General features: G+C 64.0%; 22 protein-coding genes. 11 read left to right on the top strand and 11 right to left on the bottom strand.

Going from position 1 to position 19298, the window contains the following annotated elements; genetic code table 11:
* Positions 1–3 precede the first annotated feature (3 nt).
* Entirely contained in the window at positions 4–1041 is a 1038-nt protein-coding gene (rsgA, locus tag P3G66_RS07380; protein WP_037129054.1) for a ribosome small subunit-dependent GTPase A, read from the bottom strand.
* Positions 990–2303, bottom strand: a complete 1314-nt coding sequence (gene aroA, locus P3G66_RS07375; protein WP_042922161.1) for a 3-phosphoshikimate 1-carboxyvinyltransferase — start codon at positions 2301–2303, stop codon at positions 990–992. The genes rsgA and aroA overlap by 52 nt, the downstream gene beginning before the upstream one ends.
* A gap of 49 nt (positions 2304–2352) precedes the next feature.
* Here aroA and P3G66_RS07370 point away from each other — a divergent pair, with 49 nt between their 5' ends.
* Positions 2353–3105, top strand: a complete 753-nt coding sequence (locus tag P3G66_RS07370) for an SOS response-associated peptidase (RefSeq protein WP_020969226.1) — start codon at positions 2353–2355, stop codon at positions 3103–3105.
* Positions 3106–3108: 3 nt separating this feature from the next.
* On the opposite strand, the gene P3G66_RS07365 is transcribed toward P3G66_RS07370, so the two are convergent.
* Both P3G66_RS07365 and ybaK read right to left on the bottom strand, forming a co-directional pair.
* The gene (locus tag P3G66_RS07365; protein WP_276116352.1) at positions 3109–3822 is read right to left on the bottom strand and encodes an SIMPL domain-containing protein; all 714 of its coding nucleotides are present in this window, start codon (positions 3820–3822) and stop codon (positions 3109–3111) included.
* Positions 3823–3846: 24 nt separating this feature from the next.
* Complete coding sequence (ybaK, locus tag P3G66_RS07360) at positions 3847–4341, bottom strand: Cys-tRNA(Pro) deacylase (RefSeq protein ID WP_047271686.1); 495 nt, start codon at positions 4339–4341, stop codon at positions 3847–3849.
* Between the two features lie 258 nt (positions 4342–4599).
* On the opposite strand from ybaK, the gene P3G66_RS07355 reads away from it, so the two are divergent.
* The 4 genes from P3G66_RS07355 (at position 4600) to P3G66_RS07340 (ending at position 7565) form a co-directional block, all read left to right on the top strand.
* Positions 4600–5247, top strand: coding sequence for a sigma-70 family RNA polymerase sigma factor (locus P3G66_RS07355; RefSeq protein WP_085989606.1), 648 nt, complete (start codon positions 4600–4602; stop codon positions 5245–5247).
* Complete coding sequence (gene rsrA, locus P3G66_RS07350) at positions 5244–5525, top strand: mycothiol system anti-sigma-R factor (RefSeq protein ID WP_003940722.1); 282 nt, start codon at positions 5244–5246, stop codon at positions 5523–5525. Before P3G66_RS07355 ends, rsrA begins: the two co-directional genes overlap by 4 nt.
* A 313-nt stretch (positions 5526–5838) precedes the next feature.
* Entirely contained in the window at positions 5839–6054 is a 216-nt protein-coding gene (locus P3G66_RS07345) for a biotin/lipoyl-binding carrier protein (protein WP_007731208.1), read from the top strand.
* Between the two features lie 8 nt (positions 6055–6062).
* Complete coding sequence (locus P3G66_RS07340; protein WP_003940890.1) at positions 6063–7565, top strand: histidine kinase N-terminal domain-containing protein; 1503 nt, start codon at positions 6063–6065, stop codon at positions 7563–7565.
* Positions 7566–7684: 119 nt separating this feature from the next.
* Here P3G66_RS07340 and P3G66_RS07335 read toward each other — a convergent pair whose 3' ends face one another.
* Together P3G66_RS07335 and P3G66_RS07330 are read right to left on the bottom strand one after the other, a co-directional pair.
* Positions 7685–7939, bottom strand: a complete 255-nt coding sequence (locus P3G66_RS07335) for a WhiB family transcriptional regulator (RefSeq protein WP_003940950.1) — start codon at positions 7937–7939, stop codon at positions 7685–7687.
* Positions 7940–8194: 255 nt separating this feature from the next.
* Complete coding sequence (locus P3G66_RS07330; RefSeq protein WP_007731209.1) at positions 8195–9151, bottom strand: diacylglycerol kinase family protein; 957 nt, start codon at positions 9149–9151, stop codon at positions 8195–8197.
* Positions 9152–9192: 41 nt separating this feature from the next.
* Between P3G66_RS07330 and P3G66_RS07325 the strand changes: the two genes are divergently transcribed.
* On the top strand, positions 9193–9663 hold the full coding sequence (locus tag P3G66_RS07325) for a membrane protein (RefSeq protein ID WP_019747799.1): 471 nt from the start codon (positions 9193–9195) through the stop codon (positions 9661–9663).
* A gap of 42 nt (positions 9664–9705) precedes the next feature.
* Here the strand turns inward: P3G66_RS07325 and P3G66_RS07320 are convergent, their stop codons facing one another.
* Entirely contained in the window at positions 9706–10185 is a 480-nt protein-coding gene (locus P3G66_RS07320) for a GNAT family N-acetyltransferase (protein ID WP_003940724.1), read from the bottom strand.
* 17 nt (positions 10186–10202) lie between these two features.
* A complete protein-coding gene (locus tag P3G66_RS07315; RefSeq protein WP_276116351.1) occupies positions 10203–10826 on the bottom strand; it encodes an acid phosphatase in 624 nt (207 codons plus the stop codon).
* Positions 10827–10897: 71 nt separating this feature from the next.
* On the opposite strand from P3G66_RS07315, the gene P3G66_RS07310 reads away from it, so the two are divergent.
* Positions 10898–11695: an AAA family ATPase gene (locus P3G66_RS07310; protein WP_030535000.1), complete on the top strand. Its 798-nt coding sequence runs from the start codon at positions 10898–10900 to the stop codon at positions 11693–11695.
* 13 nt (positions 11696–11708) lie between these two features.
* On the opposite strand, the gene P3G66_RS07305 is transcribed toward P3G66_RS07310, so the two are convergent.
* Both P3G66_RS07305 and P3G66_RS07300 read right to left on the bottom strand, forming a co-directional pair.
* Positions 11709–12911, bottom strand: a complete 1203-nt coding sequence (locus P3G66_RS07305; RefSeq protein WP_030534999.1) for a PQQ-binding-like beta-propeller repeat protein — start codon at positions 12909–12911, stop codon at positions 11709–11711.
* A 9-nt stretch (positions 12912–12920) separates the two neighbouring features.
* Positions 12921–14525, bottom strand: coding sequence for a DEAD/DEAH box helicase (locus P3G66_RS07300; protein ID WP_063316629.1), 1605 nt, complete (start codon positions 14523–14525; stop codon positions 12921–12923).
* Between the two features lie 377 nt (positions 14526–14902).
* On the opposite strand from P3G66_RS07300, the gene P3G66_RS07295 reads away from it, so the two are divergent.
* Together P3G66_RS07295 and P3G66_RS07290 are read left to right on the top strand one after the other, a co-directional pair.
* Complete coding sequence (locus P3G66_RS07295; RefSeq protein ID WP_029255047.1) at positions 14903–15598, top strand: ferritin-like fold-containing protein; 696 nt, start codon at positions 14903–14905, stop codon at positions 15596–15598.
* A gap of 107 nt (positions 15599–15705) precedes the next feature.
* The gene (locus P3G66_RS07290) at positions 15706–15936 is read left to right on the top strand and encodes a DUF3107 domain-containing protein (protein WP_003942312.1); all 231 of its coding nucleotides are present in this window, start codon (positions 15706–15708) and stop codon (positions 15934–15936) included.
* 75 nt (positions 15937–16011) lie between these two features.
* Here the strand turns inward: P3G66_RS07290 and P3G66_RS07285 are convergent, their stop codons facing one another.
* Positions 16012–16683, bottom strand: a complete 672-nt coding sequence (locus P3G66_RS07285; RefSeq protein WP_003942309.1) for a TetR/AcrR family transcriptional regulator — start codon at positions 16681–16683, stop codon at positions 16012–16014.
* A gap of 373 nt (positions 16684–17056) precedes the next feature.
* Between P3G66_RS07285 and P3G66_RS07280 the strand changes: the two genes are divergently transcribed.
* Together P3G66_RS07280 and moeZ are read left to right on the top strand one after the other, a co-directional pair.
* Positions 17057–18058, top strand: coding sequence for a DUF3152 domain-containing protein (locus P3G66_RS07280; protein WP_003942287.1), 1002 nt, complete (start codon positions 17057–17059; stop codon positions 18056–18058).
* 47 nt (positions 18059–18105) lie between these two features.
* The gene (gene moeZ / locus P3G66_RS07275) at positions 18106–19293 is read left to right on the top strand and encodes an adenylyltransferase/sulfurtransferase MoeZ (protein WP_003942292.1); all 1188 of its coding nucleotides are present in this window, start codon (positions 18106–18108) and stop codon (positions 19291–19293) included.
* Positions 19294–19298 lie beyond the last annotated feature (5 nt).

The following is a 19298-nucleotide window of genomic DNA, read 5'->3' as shown; positions in this document are numbered from 1 at the left end:
CGCTCAGTACTGATCGTTGGACTTGATCGCTTCCAGCAGTTGTCGCACAGCGACGACGCGTCGAGCTGATTTGCCCTCCAGTAGGTCGAGCTTGCATTCGGGATCTGCCGGCGGTCCGAGGTGCGTGCATCCGCGCGGGCAATCCTCGATCGCCGCAGCGAGATCCGAGAACGCCGCCACCACGTTCTCGGGCGAGATGTGCGCCAGACCGAACGAACGGATGCCCGGGGTGTCGATCACCCAGCCGCCACCGGCGAGCGGGAGTGCCACCGATTGCGTCGACGTGTGCCGGCCCTTGCCGACGCCGGATACGATGCCGACCGCTCGATTGGCATCGGGGACAAGGCGATTGACCAATGTCGACTTTCCGACGCCGGAATGTCCGATCAGGGCGGTCAACTTGTGCTCGAGGATCTGCGTCAGTTCGTCCAGGGGATCGTCGCGACCGGCGACGACCACTTGGATGTCGAGGTCGGCGAACGTGCTCGCGAATTCCTCCGGCGGTTCGAGGTCGCTCTTGGTCAGGCAGACGATCGGCGTCAGGCCACCCACGTAGGCGGCGACCAGTGCGCGCTCGACGAAGCCGGTGCGCGGTGGGGGATCGGCGAGTGCCACGACGATGAGAAGCTGCTCCGCGTTCGCGACGACGATACGTTCGAAGGGATCGGTGTCGTCGGCGGTCCGTCGCAGAACCGTCGAACGCTCGGAGACCCGGACGATGCGCGCCAGGGTGTCGGTTTTGCCCGACAGATCGCCGACTATGTCCACCTGATCGCCGACGACGATGGGGGTTCGGCCAAGTTCGCGGGCGCGCATCGTGACGATCAGCCGGTCGGGATCGCCGCCGAGGACGCAACCCCAACGGCCACGATCCTTCGACACCACCATCCCCGATTCGGCCGAGAGATGTTCGGGCCGAGTCTTCGTACGGGGGCGGGATCCGCGCCCGGGGCGTACCCGGACGTCGGACTCGTCGTACTGCCGCGGACTCAGAAGCTTGCCTTCGGTGTCGCAGGCGAACTCTCGAGCATGTCGATCCACATGTTCTCGAAGCCCGGCAGTGTCTTGGCTGTGGTTCCGACATCGTCGACCTCGACACCGTCGACGACCAGGCCGATGATGGCGCCGGCTGTTGCCATGCGGTGGTCGGCATACGAGAGCCATTGTCCGCCATGGAGTTCCGCGGGAACGATCGTCAGGCCGTCATCGGTTTCGGTGACGGAGCCGCCGAGTTTGTTGATCTCGTCGGCGAGGGCGGCGAGACGGTCTGTCTCGTGCCCGCGCAGGTGCGCGATTCCTCGTAGATGCGAGGTGCCCTCGGCGAGAGCGGCCAGGGCCGCCACGGTGGGGGTCAGCTCTCCCACGTCGTGGAGGTCGATGTCGATGCCGCGCAGTTTCTCCGGGCCGCGGACGGTCAGGACACCATCGGCGAGAGTGACGTCGGCCCCCATCGAGGCGAGGATCCCGCGGATCGCGTCGCCGGGTTGCGTCGTCGACGACGGCCACATCGGGACGCTGACGGTTCCGCCGGTCACTGCGGCAGCGGCCAGGAACGGTGTGGCGTTGGAGAGATCGGGTTCGATCGCCCAGTCCACGGCGCGCACCGGCCCCGGTGCCACACGCCAGGTGTCCGCGTCACCGCCCGTGGCTGGCGTCGTCACGGAAACTCCGGCCTCGCGGAGCATCTCGACGGTCATGTCGATGTGTGGCATGGACGGGACGGGCTTGCCGTCGTGATGGACGGTGACACCCTCTTCGAACGCAGCAGCCGAGAGCAGGAGACCGGAGACGAACTGCGACGAACCGGATGCGTCGATGGTGACCGTCCCGCCGCGTAGGGACCCGGTTCCGGTGACGGTGAACGGGAGTGCGTCACCCTCGATCCGAGCGCCGAGACCGCGCAGTGCTTCCAAGATGGTGCCGAGCGGTCGTGTGCGTGCTTGCTCGTCGCCGTCGAAGTGGACGATGCCGTCGGCCATCGCGGCGAGTGGCGGCAGGAAGCGCATCACGGTGCCGGCCAGGCCGCAGTCGACCTCGCCGCCGCGCAGGGGTCCAGGGGTGATGCGAAGCGTGGTCGCATCACCGGCTTCCTCGACGCCGATGCCGAGGTCACGCAGAGCTGCGATCATCAGGTCGGCGTCACGGCTGCGGAGTGCACCGGTGATCGTGGACGGGCCATCCGCAAGTGCGGCCAGAATCAGAGCTCGATTGGTGATGGACTTGGATCCGGGCAGCGTCACCACTGCATCGACGGGTGCTTGGGCCCTCGGGGCGCTCCACAGACTCAGACTCACATGGTCCATCTTCTCTCATCGGTGGGGGAATGGTCGAAACCGTGCCACCCTGGGTGTCATGTGCGGAAGGTATGCGACCACAGCGGACCCGGCCACCCTGGCGGTGGAACTCGATGCGCTCGACGAGACCGACCACTCGGCGCCCGTCGAAGCCGACTACAACGTGGCCCCCACGACCGAGGTGTTGACTGTCGTCGAACGCCACGATCGGGAGAACCCCGACAGCGATCCGACCAAGAGGATTCGGCGGATGCGGTGGGGATTGGTGCCGTCGTGGACCAAGGAACTGGGCAAAGGCCCGGTCCTGTTCAACGCCCGCGCCGATTCGCTGGCGGAGAAGCCGGCGTTTCGGACCGCCTTCAAGTTCAAGCGTTGCCTGGTCCCCATGGACGGGTGGTACGAGTGGCAGACCGAGGCCACCGGCGGGAAGAAGGCAGCGAAGATTCCTTACTACATGCACCCCGACGACGGATCACGGCTGTTCATGGCGGGCGTGTGGTCTGCCTGGCGGGACCCGAGGGTCGAGAACGCGAGCCCCGTTCTGAGCTGCTCGATCGTCACGGTCGACTCTCTCGGTCACCTCGAGCAGGTTCACGACCGCATGCCCCTCGCCCTGCCTCGTGACCGCTGGGAGGCGTGGCTCGATCCCGACAACACCGTCGATTCGGCCCTGCTCGAACCGGTACCGGACCTCTTCGAGCGGATCGACGTCGATCGAGTCCGGCCGCTGGTCAACAGTGTCAAGAACAACGGGCACGAGTTGATCGAGCCGGACGTCGACCGTGCCGGCGAGCAGATCAGCCTGCTCTAGCAGTCAGCCGAGAGCCCAGGTGACGGTCACTTCGAACGAGACCTGCTGGGTTCCCGGGGCGAGAACCATGTCGGACATCGAGGCGTCGGGAGCGCGCATGGTCTGACCGCCACTCGTGTCGTGTGCCTCGGTGATGGTCACGACGTTTTCGAGCGACGTCCCGGACAGATCCGCGTACTGCTCGGCACGGTTCTTCGCGTCCTCGAAGGCACGGGTGCGAGCGTCGGCCAGAAGCTGAGAGTCGTCGTCGATGGCGAAGGCGACGTTACCGAGCCGTGCCGCGTTTCCGCCCGCCGCGATGCCGGCGTCCAGGACAGAAGAGGCCTTGTCGAGATCGCGGACGACGATTCGTACCGAGTTGGTCGCCCGGTAGCCGGTCACGTTGCCGCCGACGAACGGTCCGCCGCTGGCGTCGTACTGCGGCTGGACGGACAGATCGCTTGTCTGCACGTCCTCGGGGGCAACCCCGGCGGCGACTATCGCGTCGATCATCCGACGGGCCTTGTCATTCGCCTCCGAGACCGCTCCCGATACATCCGGGGCAACCACCTCGATGCCGATGTCGGCATTGAGGATGTCCGGCGCCCCGCGGACCTGCCCTGATCCGACTACCGTGACTTCCTTGGCGGCATTGTCCGAACTCCCGCAGGCCGTCAGCGAGACGGTGAGGGCTGCCGCTGCAGCGGTCAGTGCAAGAGTTTTCAGGTGTGGTCGCATGGTGAGACCGTAGCGACCGGATACTCAGCCCGCCGTGATTTGCGCCGTGACCGCGCCACTGAGCTGCGTGAGGTCCGTCGGAGCCAGCTCGATTTCGAGCCCGCGTCGGCCGGCGCTGCAGAGAATTCGGTCCCAGTCGAGCGCCGACGCATCGATCACTGTCGGCAGTTTCTTGCGCTGGCCGAGCGGTGAGATACCGCCGAAGACGTAGCCGCTCGAGCGCTCGGCTTCGGCGCGATCGGCCATGACGGCTTTGCTCGCACCGAGGGCAGCGGCTGCAGCTTTGAGCGAGAGCTTGTCCGGGACCGGCAGGACCGCGACGGCGAGCTTGCCGGTGTCGAGTTTGACGACCAAGGTCTTGAAGATCTGGGCGGCCTCGACGCCTGTCGACTCTGCCAGTGCAGTGACCGCCTCGTCGCCGAAAGATTCGGCGCGAGGATCGTGGTCGTAGCTGTGGACGCGGTGCGGTGTCTTCGACTTGTCGAGAAGTACGGTCGCAGGGGTCGCTGTTCCGGCCATGTGGAACACCCTATGTGGATCGCCGACAGGTGCATTCGACCAGGCCGGGAACAGAGTCGCTGACTCCCGTGTTGGTACCAGTTGATGAAACTTGTCCCGAGAAGCGAAGGAGCGACCGTGCTGGCTGTGTGTGAGCCACCACCGGCCCGTGGGTCGGATCTTCAGTTGGCGGTAACCTTGATCCCTACGGCTAGTGAAGGGATCAGAGTGCTGGAACACGACCGGCCCAAGGACGAACCGTCAGGGGTAGCTGAACCTATCGACGGCGCAGTGTCCGAAACGCCCGAAACTGCGGATGAGTTGATTGCCCGGTTCGAGCGCGACGCGCTCCCGCTGCTCGACCAGTTGTACGGCGCTGCCCTGCGCATGACGCGGAATCCGGCTGATGCCGAGGATCTCGTGCAGGAGACGTACGTCAAGGCGTACACCGCTTTCCGTTCGTTCCGTGCCGGTACCAACCTGAAAGCCTGGCTGTACCGGATTCTCACGAACACCTACATCAACTCGTACCGCAAGAAGCAGCGCCAACCCGCGCAGTATCCGACGGACGAGATCACCGACTGGCAGTTGGCCGCCACCGCCGAGCACACTTCGACGGGGCTGCGATCGGCCGAGGTGGAGGCGCTCGACGCGTTGCCTGACGACGACATCAAGGCGGCGCTGCAGTCGCTTCCCGAGGAATTCCGTATGGCCGTGTACTACGCCGATGTCGAAGGATTCCCGTACAAGGAGATCGCGGAGATCATGGGCACACCCATCGGAACGGTGATGTCGCGACTGCACCGTGGTCGCAAGCAATTGCGTGGTCTTTTGGCCGATGTCGCAAAAGACCGGGGATTCAATCGGGACGGCGCGGTCGACACAGCCACAGTCGCAGCCACCGAGACGGAAGGTGTCACACGATGAGTGAGCAGGACGAATTCGAAAGGCTCGACTGCTCGGCAGTCATCGCCGACGTCTGGTTGATGCTCGACGGTGAATGCGACGATTCAAGTCGTGCTCGCCTGCAGCGTCATATCGACGATTGTGGATCGTGCCTCGAGGCCTACGGGATCGAAGAGAAGGTCAAGAGCCTGATCAACCGTAAGTGCGGCGGAGACCATGCGCCGGAAAGCCTGCGTCAGAGGCTCACCGTCGAGTTGCGTCGGACCATCGTCATAACGACTACCGAAACCGACAGCTAGCCCGTCAGCGAAGATCTGAGCGGCAGCAGTCGGAAGGCAGTAACGCCGAGGGGCGGGGAAGCAATGCTTCCCCGCCCCTCGGACGTTTTGTTGCGCTACATGTCAGGCGTTTGGACGCTTGCCATGGTTAGCGGCGTTGCCCTTACGGCTGCGCTTCTTACGACCACGCTTACCCATGATTGGTCTCCCTTCTGTTTCTTTCGCGTCATTGTTTCACGCCGATGCCGGTGTGGTTCCATTGGCAGGTCGATCGAGTGATCCGTCGACGTATTTTCGTGGTCAGAGTGCAGTTCCGACAGAAGTGAGGTTCACGATGGCAGAAGACGTGCGCGCCGAGATGGTTTCGACGGTCTACCAGGTCGTCGTGAGCGAGGGAGACGTCGTTGCGGACGGCGACACCCTGGTCATCCTCGAATCCATGAAGATGGAGATTCCCGTCCTGGCCGAGGTTCCGGGAACGGTGACGACGGTGGGCGTCAAGGTCGGCGACGTGATTCAGCAAGGCGATCTGATCGCCGTGATCTCCTAAGCCGGACGATGTCCACTCTCAGCGACCTCCTCGCCGAACACACCGACCTTCCCGGTGCGGCGGTCGACCATCTCCAGCGCGTCGTGGGGGAGTGGCAACTGCTCGCCGACCTCTCCTTTGCCGACGTTCTCTTGTGGGTGGGCACCGAATCGGAGAAGAACCGATCCGAGGGGACGGTCATCTGCGTCGCGCATTGCCGGCCGACAACGGCATCGACGGCTTTTCCGGAGGATGCGGTCGGAACGGTCGTTTCCGAGTCCGAGCACCCGCAGGTTCTTCGCGCTCTCGTGGAGGGCCGCGTCGTGCGCGGGGAAGACGAGACGTGGCGTGAAGGAATGCCGCCGCGTCGGGAAGCCGTTCCGGTGCGTCTGGACGGGCGAGTCATCGCTGTTCTGAGCCGCGACACCAACCTGTCGCACCAGCGAGCGCAGAGTCCGCTCGAACTCGCGTATCTCGATTGCGCCGAAGACCTGTGTCAGATGATCAGCGACGGAACCTTCCCGATCCGAGAATCGCGCTCCGACACGAACTCGAGCCCACGTGCGGGCGACGGCTTCATCCGTCTCGATACCGAAGGCACAGTCGTCTATGCCAGCCCGAACGCGCTCTCGGCCTATCACCGGATGGGTCTGAGTTCGGATCTGGTGGGCCAAGACCTCGCAGCGCTGACCCGTTCGTTGGTCACCGACCCGTTCGAGTCTCAGGAAGCTGCGGGATACATCCGAGATACGTTGGCGGACAAGCCCGGTCGCCGTATGGAGATCGAGGCGCGCGGGGCGACCGTTCTGCTGCGGGCCCTGGTTCTCAAGCCTGGCGGCCGGCATGTCGGTGCTGCGGTCGTCGTCCGCGACGTCACCGAGGTCAAGCGTCGTGATCGCGCTCTCCTGAGCAAGGACGCAACCATCCGCGAGATTCACCATCGAGTGAAGAACAATCTGCAAACCGTCGCGGCGCTTCTGCGTCTACAGGCCAGGCGAACCGGCAACGACGAAGCGCGACAAGCGTTGACAGAGTCGGTGAGACGCGTGACGTCCATCGCCCTCGTTCACGACACCTTGTCGATGTCGGTGGACGAAGAGGTGGATCTCGACGAGGTGATCGACCGGTTGGTTCCCATGCTCTCCGATGTCGCGGGAGTAGGTGTGCCGGTGACGATTCGGCGTGAGGGCAGTTTCGGAGTGTTCTCCGCCGAGCGCGCCACCCCGCTGGTCATGGTGCTGACGGAGTTGGTGCAGAACGCGATCGAGCACGCTTTCGATCCGGGTGTGACCGGCACGGTCACACTCAGTGCCGAGCGTTCTGCACGCTGGTTGGACGTGATCATCCACGACAACGGGCGCGGCCTGCCGGAGAACTTCGACCTCGAGAAATCCGATCGCCTCGGACTCCAGATCGTGCGGACTTTGCTGGGCGCCGAACTCGGTGGCTCGCTCGGACTGCACCCGGGAAGCGGAGGCGGTACCGACGCGGTTCTGCGTGTGCCGCTCGGTAGACGTTCTGCGCGTTACTGATTCGAGCCGCGTTAGCGATTCGAGCAGACAAAAAGCCCGGCACCATGTGGTGCCGGGCTGTCGTCTTCGACTGTGCAGAGGGGCTGTTCTCCGCCGCGAGTCGAACGTCTCGGTTCTACCTAGACGGAAGTGCGTGCACGGGTACGTGCGTTACGACGCTTGAGTGCGCGACGCTCGTCTTCGCTCATTCCGCCCCAGACGCCTGCATCCTGGCCGGACTCGAGAGCCCACGACAGGCACTCGGCGGTGACGGGGCAGCGGTTGCAGACAACCTTGGCATCAGCGATCTGAGCGAGGGCCGGTCCACTGTTTCCCACAGGGAAGAACAGTTCGGGATCCTCGTCGCGACAGATTGCGTTGTGGCGCCAGTCCATCTTTTTTCGCTCCTTAATTGGGTGTGTATTCACACCATTTGGTACCAATGAGTTTGTGTGTGCGTCATCAATGTTTCCGCACTGTTACTTGTGAATGCTTTCACGAACTCGCGGTATGTCAATAGGTTTGAACGGGTTCGTGGGCCAACTCACTAATTTGTGACACACCTGACGGCCACCTGGGCGTCACCGGCATTTTACCCGATTTCGACCTTTTGGCACCAGAGTTTTTGCAGGTCAAACGTGTTGCCTGACTCACGTCGTAATCGGTGCGAACACTTCCAGTGCATCCGGGACCGAGGTGAATTCGACCTTTTCACGAAGTCCGATGTAGTCGCCGTCCATCTGGAGTCCGATCGGTCGCGACGATTCGATGGTGATTGTCGGGACGTCGTCGGTGCGTAAGAGGACCTTCGATTTCGGCTCCGCGCCGCGTGCGAGTAGTTGCCGCACAACCCGCAGGGACGGCAGAACTTTGGTGCTCGTCATGGCGAAGATGCCGAGTCCACTGTCGAAGGTCGTTCCCGGATTGGTGTGGACGGGACGCTCTTCCAGATATGTCCACGGGCTCGAGTTCGAGACGAATGCGTAGTGGACTCCGGAGACGGGATCCTGATCGGGAAGGTGGACGGTCAGCGCTGGTTCGGCTCGCTTGGCACGGAAGAACGCCGCGATCGCGGTTCGGACATACCGGGCGGGTGTGGCGGCGTCACCGTTCTTACGGCTGGCGTCGACGGCCTCGCACACATCGGCGTCGAGGCCCATTCCGGCGTTGAACGTGAACCAACGGTTGTCGCAGTGTGCGAGCCCGATTCGGCGCCTGGTCCGTTCGGAGAGGAGGTCGACGAGTTGGTTCGTGGCGTCGATCGGGTCGGCGGCAATACCGAGTGAGCGCGCGAAAACGTTTGCCGAGCCGCCTGGGACGACAGCGATCGTCGGGATCGGACCGACCGGAACCGATTTCATCGACGCGGGATGCGGTGACCCGAGCAGTCCGTTGACCACTTCGTTGACCGTTCCGTCGCCACCGTGGACGATCACCGAGCCGAAGCCGTCTTCGTGGGCTTCGCGCGCCAGTTCGGCGGCATGACCCCGATGTGTGGTGTGCGCCACAGTAAGTCGCACCCGACTCTCGAGGGCGTGTGCCAACAGGTCACGACCGGCAGCGGTGGTGGAGGTGGCATTGGGGTTGACGATCAGCAGTGCGCGCACGGGGCATGAGCCTATCCGGTGTCGTGTTCTAGGCTGGCCTCGTGCCGAATACCGCCAGTCCGAACGCCCTGCCCAAGACAGTCACATGGGCGGGTGCCCTCGTGACGCTTCAAGGGCTGGTTGCCGCCGGGTTCGCGATCGTCGCAGTGATTCGCGGTGCAACCGGCCACGATCAGAGCGTCACCAACGGATACGGATTTGCCGCCTGGGTCGCGATCCTCGGCGGCGCGGTGTTGGCTGCCGGTATCGCTTTGCTGACGGGCCGCCGGTGGGGCCGGGCAATCGCCGTCGTCGCGCAGTTGCTGCTCCTGCCGGTCGCCTGGTCGCTCCTGACCGATTCGCATCAGGTGCCGCTCGGCATCGTTCTGGGTGTCGTCGTTCTCGGCGCTCTGGGCTGCCTGTTCTCGGCTCCGACGTCTCGATGGATGGCAGCGGAGTACGGAGCGTACGCAGACGAGGTGTCGCCGGAAGAGGGACGCCCGGACGAGACCGAAGAGCCGCGGGACAAGTAGGACGGAACGCCTACGCTGCTTCGGTCCTACTCAGCTTCCGCTCTACTCAGCTTCGGCGGCGAGAGCTCCGAGGTGGGTGCCGGTCAGGCGATACGTGGTCCACTCCGTCTTCGCGTCGGCACCGAGTGACTCGTAGAACTTGATCGAGGGGGTGTTCCAGTTGAGCACCGACCAGGACAGCCGGGTGTAGTCGTTATCGGTGCACTCCTTGGCGAGTGCGGCCAGAAGAGCCTTCCCGTGGCCTGATCCGCGCTGACTGGGCTTGACGTACAGGTCTTCGAGGTAGATGCCGTGAGCGCCGTCCCACGTCGAGAAATTGCGAAACCACAACGCCATGCCGACGACGTCGTCGGCCGAATTCACAGCGACGTGCGCGAAGGCCGTCGCGGCCGGCCCGAACAACGCCTCGCCGATCTGTTCCGCCTTCACGGTGCACTCGTCGAGGGCCTTCTGGTAGTCGGCCAACTCGTAGATCATGTCGGTGATCGGCTGGACGTCTGCGGGCGTGGCGCGTCGGATCATAGGGAGAATCTTAGGCCTCAAGACTCGACGAGCGGCGGCACGTTGTGATGGACGAGGTGGGTGGCGCCGTGCTCGTAACCGAGAACCGAGTATGCGCCGGGGGACAAGGCGAAACGCTTTCCTTCCGTCACCGGGAGCTCGAGCCAGCGGGCGATGAGTGCGCGTGAGAAGTGGCCGTGCCCGATCAGGATCACGTCGCGTTCGGGTAGTTGCGAACGCACCATCGACAGCACCATGTCGGTGCGGGCGTGGATCTGATCGGCCTGCTCGCCGCCGGGGCACGGGTGCGTCCAGACGGTCCAATCGGGCACCGTTGCGCGGATCTCGGGCGTCGTGAGGCCTTCGTAGTCGCCGTAGTCCCATTCGGACAGTGCATCCCAGGTTCGCTCTTCCGGCAGGCCGGCGAGATCGCCCGTCAACTGTGCGCGCAGCCGCGGACTCGTCAGAATCATGGGGTTCCGGAGGTCGAGGGTTCGCAAGCGATTTCCGGTCGCGGTTGCCTGCATCTCGCCGAGCGGAGTCAGCGGAACCTCGGTCCGGCCCGTGTGTTTCCCGGTGCGTGCCCACTCGGTTTCACCGTGTCGCATGAGTACGACGCGAGCACCGAGGGGGATCGACGAGGGGGCGGACTGGGACGTCATGTCGACCATCATTGCAGGCTGCCTCGCGTGTGTAGCTCGCCTCCTGGCGCGAAGTGCGCAAGGATCTACGTGTGACGACGGTTCTCGCAGTGGCGAATCAAAAGGGCGGCGTGGCTAAAACCACCACCGTCGCTTCTCTCGGTGCGGCTTTGTCCGCGCTCGGACAACGAGTTCTGGTGGTGGATCTCGACCCGCAGGGCTGCCTGACGTTCTCGCTCGGACACAACCCGGATCGCCTCGAGCGTTCGGTCAACGAGGTCCTGGCGGGTGATCTCGACGCGGTCGACGCCGTGCTGAAGACGGACGACGGTATGGATCTCCTGCCGGCCACGATCGATCTCGCGGGCGCCGAAGCGCTGCTCCTGATGCGACCCGGTCGAGAGTTCGCGCTCAAGCGGGCGCTGTCTCCGCTCCTGGGCTCTTACGACGTCATCATCATCGACTGCCCACCGTCGTTGGGTGTGCTCACACTCAACGGATTGACTGCGGCGCAGTCGGTTCTGGTTCCACTGCAATGCGAAACCCTCGCACACCGCGGCGTCGGACAGCTGCTGCGTACGGTTCGTGAAGTCCAAGCCATCACCAACCCGGATCTTGTTCTGCTCGGCGCACTTCCGACTCTGTACGACGCTCGAACCACGCACAGTCGCGACGTGCTCGCCGACGTCAGCGACCGCTACTCCCTGGCCGTTCTGGCGCCTCCGATCCCACGCACCGTCAAGTTCGCCGAGGCGTCCGCGTCGGGCGCGACGGTCCTCGCCGGACGAAAGAACAAGGGTGCGGATGCCTATCGTGAACTCGCGGACAATCTCGTAAAGCATTGGGCTGGAAACGAAGTCGTGACTTTCGCGCCGGAGCTGGCGATCTGAGGAAGGTGAGCTTCTAGCGCAGCGCGAACAAGGTATCGCCGCGCTGTTCCAGAATCGTCTCGCCCGCACTGGCGAGCACGATCGGTGTCGCCGTCTCACCGCGGTCGACTGCGATCATGCGCTGCACCGCTCCGTCCGACGGACTGACGGCTGCAATGCCGCCCGGAACGGGGATGAGCATCTGACCGGCAACCATGCTTCCGGGTCCGGACGTTCCGTTGACGATCCACGTCGGAGCCAGATCGCTCAGGCGCAGGTTGACGGTCTGCGAGCCGGTCCACCACGTGATCGAAGCCTTGTCGGCGTGGGTGCGGGCGCCTTCGGTCACCGTTCCCTCGATCGGATAGTCGACGATCGGATTGCCGGATCCGTCGAAAATGGTGATGCGAGAAACGGTTCCGTTGGCGGCAGGGAGGTAGACGGCCGTCTTTTCGCCGGCCACGGCAAGCAGGCGGGCGCCCTCGGAGTCGAGGAGAATCGCGGATCCGTACTCTTCGGGTTCCTGGGCGTCCTTGGGTGCGGGATTCATCACCGTCAACCTGTTGGAGGCTTCACCGGGGCAGCGCTCGAGTACCGAGACTCGGTTGGCGCTCGACGCAGCGTCGAGCAGCGTGCATCCGGTGCGGGGTTGCTTGTTGGGGTTGACCTTCGCGTCGACCCGGCCGTACTCGAGGGTTCGGACGAGGTCCGAGCGCCACAGCTCCATTCGCTCACTGCCGCGCGAAATCAGGTAGGTGCCGTCCGCTGAAAGGCTGACCGCAGAATCGGCGTCGCTGTTGCGCTGGTCCTTTCGGGCGCCGGTGTCGGCGACCAGCGACGTGACCTGAGAGCAACCGCGATCGTCCTGATAGACGCTGACGACGCGATCCCACGAACCGATCGCGCCGCACAGCGGAATGTTGCGCGCGTATCGCCATACTTCTTCGCCCGTTGCCGGATCGCGGCCGATCACCTCGGAGCCGTCGGCGGTGACGACGGCATTTCCGACGGTGATCGGTGCCGTCGAGTCGGCACTGGGAGATTCCCACGTCTGCTTCAGGATGTCGGGTAACAACACCGACGTCGACAGAGGTGGGAGTGGAGATTCGGCGGTGACCGAGGTGGTTCCGCGCGCATCACTGCGCAACCACACAACGGTCACCGCCACGATTACGGCCAGCGCGATTGCCAGCGCACCGATCACATCTGAGCGAGTACGCCTTTCGGGAGCCAGCACATCGGCAGCTTACTCTGCGGCGCCTGCCGTCGCGGAAGCCGCGGGGCGACGACGCCGACGGCGACGCGGCTTGGCCGCTCCGTCTTCGTCCGAGTTCTCGGCAGCGGTTGCCGCGGGTGCCGAAGGGGGAGCTGTGGTGGCGCCGGCGGTGGTGGACGTCGGGGCGTCGGTCGAAGCGCCGGCGCGGGTGCGGCGACGGGTCCGGTTGCGGCGGGGAGCGGCCTTCTCTTCGTTGCCGTCCGAGTCGGTCGACTTCGGCGCGTCTGCTTTTTCCGTTGCTGCCTTGTCCGTTGCTGCCTTCTCAGGTGCGGCCTTGGCCTTGCGAACAGTGCCCTTGGCATCGGCCGGAATGGACAACTCTTCGTAGAGGTGCGGCGAGCTGGAGTAGGTCTCGACCGGGTCGGGGATTCCGAGGCTCAGTGCCTTGTCGATGAGCTGCCAGCGAGGGATGTCGTCCCAGTCGACCAGCGTGACGGCGATGCCGGTGCGTCCGGCGCGGCCGGTACGACCGATGCGGTGGACGTAGGTCTTCTCGTCCTCGGGGCACTGGTAGTTGATGACGTGGGTGACGTCGTCGATGTCGATACCGCGGGCAGCGACGTCGGTGGCGACCAGAACGTCGACCTTGCCGTTACGGAAGCCCTTCAGCGCCTTTTCACGGGCGATCTGTCCGAGGTCACCGTGGACGGCACCGACGGAGAAGCCGCGTTCCGCGAGATCGTCGGCCACCTTCTGGGCTGTGCGCTTGGTGCGGGTGAAGATCATCGTCGCGCCGCGGCCTTCGGCCTGCAGGACGCGGGCGACCATCTCGGCCTTGTCGAGCGCGTGTGCACGGTAGATGTGCTGGCTGGTGCGATCGTGCACCGCGGAGGATTCGGCCTCTTCGGCGCGGATGTGCGTCGGCTGCGTCAGGAAGGTACGAGCCAGGGTGATGATCGGGCCGGGCATCGTCGCGGAGAAGAGCATCGTCTGACGCTTGTCGGGGACCATGCCCATGAGGCGTTCGATGTCGGGGAGGAATCCCAGGTCGAGCATTTCGTCGGCCTCGTCGAGGACGAGAACGCCCACCTTGCCCAGGATCAGGTGCGACTGGTTGGCGAGGTCGAGCAGGCGACCCGGGGTGCCGACGACAACGTCGACGCCCTTCTGGAGTGCCGAGATCTGCGCCTCGTACGGACGGCCGCCGTAGATGGGCAGAACCTGGAGACCACGATCGCCGACGCGGAGGTACTTGCTGGCGTTCTCGAGGTCGCGGGCGACCTGGATGCACAGCTCGCGGGTGGGAACGATGATCAGAGCGCGGGGCGTGCCGTCGAGAACAGCTGTGCCGTTCTCGGCGGTGACGATGCGATGCAGGAGCGGGACGCCGAAACCGAAGGTCTTGCCCATTCCGGTGCGGGCCTGACCGATGAGGTCGTCACCGGCGAGAGCCAACGGAAGGGTGAGTTCCTGGATGGCGAAGGTGCGCTCGATGCCGATCTCGTTCAGTGCGCGGACGATTTCGTCGCGGACACCGAGTTCGGCGAAGCTCGGGGGTACATGGGTGTCGTCGAGCTGGACGGAAACGGTGTTCTCGGTTGCTTCGTCTTCGTGGTCGACAGTGATCTTGCTCAGGGGACTAGCCTTTCCTCGTGGCGGTACGCACGCACAAGGTAAGGGGCCAGGCCGTAAGTCGGCCGATGTCGATGCCCTCTTTTTCTTCGGTCATGCCTACGCCTCAGCACTGAATTCCACTCGGACGAATTCGAACCGTCCGGAGATCTCGGCGAAGCGGGCGACAACCGTCGATGCAGGTGCGCGCACATTATCGGTGGGGTTCGTGTGAATACAGCCGTCCCGGCTAACCAAATGGCCCGGGGGAACTGGCGAACTCCCAAGACCATTGTAGCTGCACGTTGTCCGTCCCTCGCGATGACATGTCGAAGATCACCGAATCGGACATGCGGTCCTTGCCGGTCGCGTCGGCCGTCGAAGCACTACAGTTCGTAGTCATGGGCGCACACGATCTTGATGCTTCGACGGACGCTGGAACCGGAGGCCGAGTCGCTTCCGATCACCCTGGCGTGATCGATTTGTTTGCCGTTCTCGCGTATGGCGAGATTTCGGCGTTCTACCGCTTGGCGGAGGACGCACAAATGGCACCGGACCTGCGAGGCAAGGTGGCGTTCGCCAGCATGGCCGCCGCCGAGATGGACCACTTCGAGACTCTGGAAACGGCGTTGACGGAACGTGGCCACGAGATCTTCGCCGTCATGGACCCGTTCGTTCGAGCTCTCGACAACTACCACGCGTCGACGACACCGTCGACGTGGCTGGAATCGCTCGTGAAGGCGTACGTCGGCGACGGAATCGCTGCCGACTTCTATCGCGAGATCGGGCACTCCCTCCCGGCGGATGTCGCGGAAATCGTCGAGGACGTGCTGTCCCAGACGGGCCACTCGGAGTTCGTGGTGCTCGAGGTGAAGGCAGCAGTGGAGGCCAGTACTCGCGCCAAGGACCGGTTGATGCTGTGGGGACGCCGTCTTCTGGGGGAAGCAATCACGCAGGCACAGTTCGTGCTGGCGCAGCGTGAGGATCTCACCGATCTGGTGATCTCCGCCTCCGGCGACCTCAACGGAGTTGTCGCGTTGTTCGACGGCATGCAGGCAAAGCATGCCGAGCGGATGGCGATTCTCGGACTCGTCTAGGTGCCTGTTCGCTCTGGGCACAGCGTGCAGAGGAGCGTGGGCGGTCGTTGCTGCATTAGCCTTGCGTCGACAACGGATGTAATTCACGAACAGTTCGGAGGTTGACCGTGGAGGTCAAGATCGGTGTAATCGACAGCCCGCGTGAGCTCATCGTCAACAGCGAACAGACCCCTGACGAGGTCGAGACACTGGTCGCGGCTGTCCTCGGTGGCCGCGAGCCGGTTCTGGCTCTCGTCGACGACAAGGGCCGCAAGTTCCTGGTGCAGGCTTCTCGTGTGGCGTACGTGGAGATCGGTCCGTCCGATATCCGCAAGGTCGGATTCGCGCCTACCGTCTGACGCGTAGCTGTAACAGCAGAATGGGCGGGCAGTCGTGAGACTGCCCGCCCATTCTCGTTCGGGTTCGGGTTCCGGTTACTTCGTTTCGGCTTGCAGCGGCACGTGTGAGAGACCGCCCCACGCGAGGGTCACGGTGATTTCCACGGCTTCTTCCTTCGGGATCGGCCGCGCGGCTTCGAGCCAGTACCGCGCAGTGAACTGGCTGGCACCGACAAGGCCGACCGCAAGGATGCGCGCACGGTACGGATCGAGTCCGGAATCCTGACTCACCAGGTCGAACACGGCGTCGACGCAGGCTTCGGTGGCTTGTTCGACGCGTGTCTGGACCTGAGGTTCGCCCATGATGTCGGACTCGAACACCAGGCGGAAGCCCTGGGAGTCGTTGTCGACGAAGTCGAAGAACGCCTGGACCGCGGCGCGGACACGCTGTTTGTTGTCCGTCGTCGATCGCAGGGCCTGGCGTACACCCGAGATGAGGCTGTCGACGTAACTCTGCAGGACTGCGACGTACAGTTCGAGTTTGCCTGGGAAATGTTGGTACAGAACTGGCTTGCTGACACCGGCACATTCGGCGATCTCGTCCATGCCGGCCGAGTGGTACCCGTTCGCAACGAATACCTCACTTGCAGCTGCGAGGAGCTGGAGGCGGCGCGCATCGCGGGGGAGGCGGGTGCTGCGACGTGTTCCGGCAGGCTTGCCAGCCGTTGTACCGCGATCGGAGTCAGTCCGATCCGCGAGTTCTGTCATGTCGCTTCCAATCTGAGCAAAAGTAATTCGGTCGGCGCGCGGATCCGCGAGTCGCGTGTGCGTACCCGCCAGTATCCTCCGTCACACCGGTCGTAGCCGAATGAACGATACCGTGTGTCGCCCGGGCGAGTCGCGCGTGCCTCGGTGAGCGAGACCAGCGGTCTTTCTCGTTACAGGACGGGCTGCCATGACACGCCAGGACCAGCAAGTTTCGGTCAGCCCGGGCGAGCGACTTGCCGTGTGTGAGATTCTGGACGACGTGACTGACCCAGGGGGACCGCGCATGCGTGGACGAACTACGCAGAACCCTGAACGTGAGGAACGTCGAATGCGTAGCGGAACTGGAGCGCCTCGCGACGAACGTCGGCCGGAGGTGCCGGATGATCGTGCCTACGGCGAACGCGACTATCGCGGCATTTCCTCCCATCAGCCTTTGCGCGCCCAATGGGATCCGACCAAACGAGAAGTGGGCCGAACCCCGCGTAATCCGCGACCGGACCGGGCAGCGCGAAAGCAGAGCAAGCTCGGGCGCTTCGTCTCGACCTACGGTTGGCGGGCCTACGCGATTCCGGTTCTCGTGGTGCTCACCATTCTTGTGATCGTCGATGCGGTACGGCCGGACGCCACAGACTCCGCGAGCAAGACGTCGGCCACCGCCGACCTCGCGCACAGCACCGACGGAACCGATGTCATCGGTGCCCCACCGGCCGGAGACGGAACTTTTGCCTCGTCGATACCGTCCGGTGCCCTTCCCGACGGTGGTCCGTTCACCGTCGCGGGGGGTGGAACGTGGCACGTCGTACCAGGTACGACGGGCAAGGTCGGACAGGGAACCGAACGCGAGTTCACGTACACGGTCGAGATCGAGGACGGCGTCGACACGACCGGCTTCGGCGGAGACGAATCGTACGGACGCATGGTCGACCAGACACTGGCCAATCCGAAGAGTTGGACCAACGATCCCAAGGTCGCGTTCCGGCGCGTCGACGCCGGCGAGCCGGACTTCCGGATCTCCTTGACCTCACAGATGACGATCCGCGAAGGCTGTGGATACGAAATCGAACTCGAAGGATCCTGCTACAACCCGAGCATGGACCGAGTCCTGCTCAACGAACCGCGATGGGTGCGAGGCGCCATTTCGTTCCAGGGCGACATCGGCTCGTATCGGCAGTATCAGATCAATCACGAGGTCGGCCATGCCATCGGATACGCCGCTCATCAGCCGTGCGAGACCGAAGGCGGACTCGCACCGATCATGATGCAGCAGACCTTCGGAACCGCGAACAACGACATCGCTAGGCTTGATCCCGAGGGCGTCGTTCCGATGAACGGACTCACGTGCCGCTTCAATCCGTGGCCGTACCCCCGAGCGTGACCGGATCGAGAATCCCTGATCTCGTCTTGAACTAGGAGTGTTTCGCGGTGTCTGCAACACCCGTCGTATTGCCACCACTGGTGGAGCCGGCAGCCGAGTTGAGCCGGGAGGAAGTTGCCCGATACAGCCGGCACCTGATCATCCCGAACGTAGGCATGACCGGCCAGAAGCGGCTCAAGAATGCACGAGTCCTGTTCATCGGCGCCGGTGGATTGGGTTCACCGGCACTGCTCTATCTCGCGGCCGCAGGAGTGGGCACCATCGGGATCGTCGAGTTCGACGAGGTCGACATGTCGAACCTGCAGCGTCAGGTGATTCACGGACGCTCCGACGTCGGACGCCCGAAGGCGCTCAGTGCGAAGGAGTCGATTCTCGAAATCAACGAGCACGTCGACGTCCGGTTGCACGAGTTCCGCCTGGACAACTCCAACGCGGTCGAACTGTTCTCCGAGTACGACCTGATCCTGGACGGTACGGACAACTTCGCGACGCGGTACCTCGTCAACGATGCTGCCGTCATCGCGGGAAAGCCATACGTGTGGGGCTCGATCTACCGCTTCGAAGGGCAGGTCTCGGTCTTCTGGGAAGACGCCCCGGACGGCGCGGGACTGAACTATCGCGATCTTTACCCGGAGGCACCGCCGCCAGGCATGGTCCCCTCGTGCGCCGAGGGTGGTGTGCTCGGAGTCCTGCCTGCGACCGTCGGTTCGATCATGGCGACCGAGGCGGTCAAGCTCATCACGGGGATCGGCGAACCGCTTCTCGGACGCCTGATGATCTACGACGCACTTGCGATGACGTTCCGGACGATCCGCCTTCAGCGTGATCCGACCCGCGTGCCGGTCACCGCCTTGATCGACTACGACGCGTTCTGCGGTGTCGTGTCCGAAGAGGCGAGTGCCGCTGCTGTCGGTTCGACGATCACGGCGCCCGAACTGGAGGCCATGATCGGCGAGGGACGGTCGATCGAGCTGGTCGACGTACGAGAACCGGTTGAATGGGACATCATGCATCTGCCGGGGGCCGTGCTGATCCCGAAGGACCGCATCCTGTCCGGTGAAGCTCTGGCGACGTTGCCGCAGAACAAGCAGATAGTGCTGTACTGCAAAACCGGCATTCGTTCCGCCGAGGCATTGGCATTTCTCAAGAACGCCGGTTTCTCCGACGCGGTCCACGTTCAAGGCGGCGCGATCGCCTGGGCGAACCAGGTGGATGCGAGTCTGCCGGTCTACTAGGCGCG

It is taken from the genome of Rhodococcus sp. C3V (genome assembly GCF_029269915.1).
GTDB classification, from domain to species: Bacteria; Actinomycetota; Actinomycetes; order Mycobacteriales; family Mycobacteriaceae; genus Rhodococcus_F; species Rhodococcus_F qingshengii.
This window is presented reverse-complemented; position numbering and strand designations above follow the sequence as displayed.

What these genes read in the sequence shown, in the direction of transcription:
- aroA (WP_042922161.1), bottom strand. Translation starts at nt 2,303, where the DNA reads ATGGACCATGTGAGTCTGAGTCTGTGGAGCGCCCCGAGGGCCCAAGCA.
- P3G66_RS07370 (WP_020969226.1), top strand. Translation starts at nt 2,353, where the DNA reads ATGTGCGGAAGGTATGCGACCACAGCGGACCCGGCCACCCTGGCGGTG.
- P3G66_RS07365 (WP_276116352.1), bottom strand. Translation starts at nt 3,822, where the DNA reads ATGCGACCACACCTGAAAACTCTTGCACTGACCGCTGCAGCGGCAGCC.
- ybaK (WP_047271686.1), bottom strand. Translation starts at nt 4,341, where the DNA reads ATGGCCGGAACAGCGACCCCTGCGACCGTACTTCTCGACAAGTCGAAG.
- rsrA (WP_003940722.1), top strand. Translation starts at nt 5,244, where the DNA reads ATGAGTGAGCAGGACGAATTCGAAAGGCTCGACTGCTCGGCAGTCATC.
- P3G66_RS07345 (WP_007731208.1), top strand. Translation starts at nt 5,839, where the DNA reads ATGGCAGAAGACGTGCGCGCCGAGATGGTTTCGACGGTCTACCAGGTC.
- P3G66_RS07340 (WP_003940890.1), top strand. Translation starts at nt 6,063, where the DNA reads ATGTCCACTCTCAGCGACCTCCTCGCCGAACACACCGACCTTCCCGGT.
- P3G66_RS07335 (WP_003940950.1), bottom strand. Translation starts at nt 7,939, where the DNA reads ATGGACTGGCGCCACAACGCAATCTGTCGCGACGAGGATCCCGAACTG.
- P3G66_RS07320 (WP_003940724.1), bottom strand. Translation starts at nt 10,185, where the DNA reads ATGATCCGACGCGCCACGCCCGCAGACGTCCAGCCGATCACCGACATG.
- P3G66_RS07315 (WP_276116351.1), bottom strand. Translation starts at nt 10,826, where the DNA reads ATGACGTCCCAGTCCGCCCCCTCGTCGATCCCCCTCGGTGCTCGCGTC.
- P3G66_RS07295 (WP_029255047.1), top strand. Translation starts at nt 14,903, where the DNA reads ATGGGCGCACACGATCTTGATGCTTCGACGGACGCTGGAACCGGAGGC.
- P3G66_RS07285 (WP_003942309.1), bottom strand. Translation starts at nt 16,683, where the DNA reads ATGACAGAACTCGCGGATCGGACTGACTCCGATCGCGGTACAACGGCT.